Origin of the sequence: Devosia geojensis (assembly GCF_000969415.1) — a bacterium.
Taxonomy (GTDB): Bacteria; Pseudomonadota; Alphaproteobacteria; order Rhizobiales; family Devosiaceae; genus Devosia; species Devosia geojensis.
On record NZ_JZEX01000008.1, the window covers coordinates 1 to 2,971 of the forward strand.

Here is a 2,971-nt window from a genome sequence, read left to right on the forward strand (position 1 = left end):
GGCATGGGGTATCCTAGGGCGTTGGCAAAGGGACTGCCAAATTCTCAGATGTCATCCCGGCGAAAGCCGGGACCCAGTAAACGCTGGAGTTGTGGCGCTTGCACAGCAATATCCACGACAAAGGTCATTCCCCGCGACTTTTGCGAACGGAGGTCCCGCTTTCGCGGAGATGACCCAGCGAGGGTGCGAAGTCGGCGCGCCACTCCTTGGCCAGCGTATACTGGGTCCCGGCTTTCGCCGGGATGACATCGTGGGTGTGGGGTATGCGTGCCTCGCCGCAACATCGCAGACCCCTCACCCGTCTCGGCCTGCGGCCGATCCACCCTCTCCCACAAGGGGAGAGGGGAGGGTGCCCGGCACCCGTCTCTCCCCAACACCCTCCAGCGCATACCTCGCCAACTCGATCCCCATGGTCTTTTCCACGTGCGGATAGACGGAGGGATCGAGGACGGAGGACGAGAGCGGAATGATGGTCTTGGGCATGTGGAGGACGAAGATGTACATGCCGACGCGCACTTCGCCGACCGAGAGCGGCCGTCCGGCGGCGTCGAGGGTGGTGATGACGTCGGGGAAGGTGGCGCGGCGGGTGGCGCCGGCGTCGTCGACGGCCATGTATTCGTTCATCACGTGAAGGGTCGCGGCCTCGTCGCCGCGCCCGACCGTGATGGTGCCGACGTCGAACGCTTCGCTGGTGTAGGCCACGTCCTTCTTCTCGACGGTGCCGCGCACGATGATTTCGCCGCCGGTGGTCTCGACGATGGCGTCGATGACCTTGCCGGGACCCTTGCCTTCGGCCGCGATGATGGCTTCGCCCAGTTTGAGCGCCAGGGATATGCCGCCGAGCGCGGCGTGCTCCTTGACGTAAGCCGCGCGCACGGGATTGCGGCAGGAGGCGATGAAGCCGCCGGACATATCGGCGGCGGTGCGCAGGATCGGGGAGACCTTGGCGGTGGCGCCGCGGGTCACGAGCTCGATATAGCGGTTCTCCTCGCGGTTGCCGCCGACGGCGGTCTGGATCATCGGCTCGGGCGAGCCGGCGAGCCCGATCGAACCCATGTCGCCGGTCGGATGGGCGCGGATGTCGCCGACGGCGTCGACGACCTTGAGGCCGAGCGCGGCGGACGGCAGCCAGCCGTTGAGGGTCGAGGACTTGCCGTTCTGCCCGATCATCAGGCCGGCGAGCGGTTCGCCGAGCGCTTCCTGCAGCAATTGCACCGCCTTGATGTAGTCAATGCCGCGCATCTCCCACGGGGTGGTGGAGGCGGGCGCGCCGATGGCGGCGGCGGTCGCGACCCAGGCGTCGGGCGGGAGCTCGTCGATGGTGACGAGCTCGGGCTTGCCGATGGAGACGGCGGCATGGCCGAGCATGCGGCCGTGGTCCGCCCACCCGCCGCCGCCCGCGGCATAGACCGAGCCACCCTTGACGGCGGCTTCAACGTCTTTCTCGGTCAGGATGCGGGGCATTCAGGTGGTCTCCGATTGGCTGAGTATCTGGGAAGCGAGAAGGGCCCCTCACCCGGCGCTACGCGCCGACCTCTCCCCCGAAGGGAGAGGTGTTGGGGGCACTGGTGGCGCCACCGCGTCACCTCTCCCTCTGAGGGAGAGGTCGGCTCCGAAGGAGCCGGGTGAGGGGGCCTTCCGCTCACAATCCCTCTCCCGTATCGATCCGCCTCACCGCTTCCATCAGTACGGCGGCGCCGAGGGCAATGTCCTCCACCTTGGCCGATTCCTCGGGGGTGTGGCTGCGCCCGCCGGCGCAGGGGACGAAGATCATGGCGGCCTTGGTGACGCGGGCGAGCCAGGCCGTGTCGTGGCCGGCGCCGGAGGCCATGCGGCGGTGGCGGGCCCCGGCGGTGCCGCAGGCGGCGTCGAGAATGTCGAGGAGGCCCGGATCGCAGGGCGTCGGCATGTTGTCGGAAATGACGCGGAGCGGGGCGACGGTGACGCCCGTTTCGGCGGCGATGGCCTGGATGCCGGTTTCGAGCTCGGCGAGGAACCGGTCCATGTCGGCGCGGTCCTCGGCGCGGGCGTCGATGAGCATGGTGACCTTGGCCGGCACGACATTGGCGGCGTTGGGCTCCATGCGGAACTCGCCGACAGTCGCGGCGAAATGAGCAGGGCCGCTAGCGAGCTCGCGGGCGAACCGTTCGACGGCGAGGACGATCCAGGAGGCGGCGGCGAGGGCGTCCTGCCGATGACCCATAGGGGTGGTGCCGGCATGGTCGGCGCGGCCTTCGACGACGATCTCGATGCGGGTGATGCCGGCGATGGCGGTGACGACGCCGACGTCGAGGCTTTCGGCCTCGAGCACCGGGCCCTGCTCGATATGCAGCTCGAGGAAGGCGACGATGTCGTTGCGGGTGAGGGTGGCAGCGGCGTGACCGCCGGCCTCATCAATGCCGCGCTTTAAGCTGAGGCCCTCGGCCTCGCGGGCGAGCCACTCGTCCGGGCGCTGGCCGGTCATGCCGCGGCTGCCGACGCAGGAGACGCCGAAGATCGAGACTTCTTCGGCGAGGAAATCGACGATCTCGAGGTCGTGGTCGAGGACGATGCCCTGGTCGGCGAGGGCACGGGCGACTTCGAGCGCGGCGGAAACGCCGGCGACGCCGTCATAGCGCCCGCCGTCCGGCACGGTGTCGGAATGGGAGCCGAGCATGATGGTGCCGAGGTCCGGCTTCGCGCCGGCGCGGCGGCCGATGAGGTTGCCGGCGGCATCGATCCGCGTTTCGAGGCCGGCGGCGGCGAAGCGCGCAGTCAGCCACTCGCGGCCCTTGAGGAAGGTCGGCGTGAAGGCGCGGCGGGTGTAGGGGCGGTCAGGCTCGGTGATGGCGGCCAGCGCCTCGATGTCCTCGCCGATGCGGGCGGGGGAGGTGGGCAGGTTCCGGGTCATGGGAACACTCCCCGTCCGATGCCTGCCGGGGTAACCCCCCTCCTAGCCTCCCCCACAAGGGCTGTCTCTTATACCCCTCTG

Annotated in this window: 2 protein-coding genes; both read right to left on the reverse strand. The window is 69.0% G+C overall.

Annotated features, from left to right (window positions below; all coding sequences use genetic code 11):
- Positions 1–294: 294 nt before the first annotated feature.
- Complete coding sequence (gene ertC, locus VE25_RS00090; protein WP_083988631.1) at positions 295–1,464, reverse strand: thiohydantoin desulfurase; 1,170 nt, start codon at positions 1,462–1,464, stop codon at positions 295–297.
- 178 nt (positions 1,465–1,642) lie between these two features.
- Positions 1,643–2,890 (reverse strand): Zn-dependent hydrolase, encoded by a 1,248-nt coding sequence (locus tag VE25_RS00095; protein ID WP_046106538.1) that lies wholly within the window; start codon positions 2,888–2,890, stop codon positions 1,643–1,645.
- Positions 2,891–2,971: the final 81 nt, after the last annotated feature.

Excerpts from the sequence above, each read along its gene's own strand:
- VE25_RS00095 (WP_046106538.1), bottom strand. The coding sequence starts at position 2,890 with ATGACCCGGAACCTGCCCACCTCCCCCGCCCGCATCGGCGAGGACATC.
- ertC (WP_083988631.1), bottom strand. The coding sequence starts at position 1,464 with ATGCCCCGCATCCTGACCGAGAAAGACGTTGAAGCCGCCGTCAAGGGT.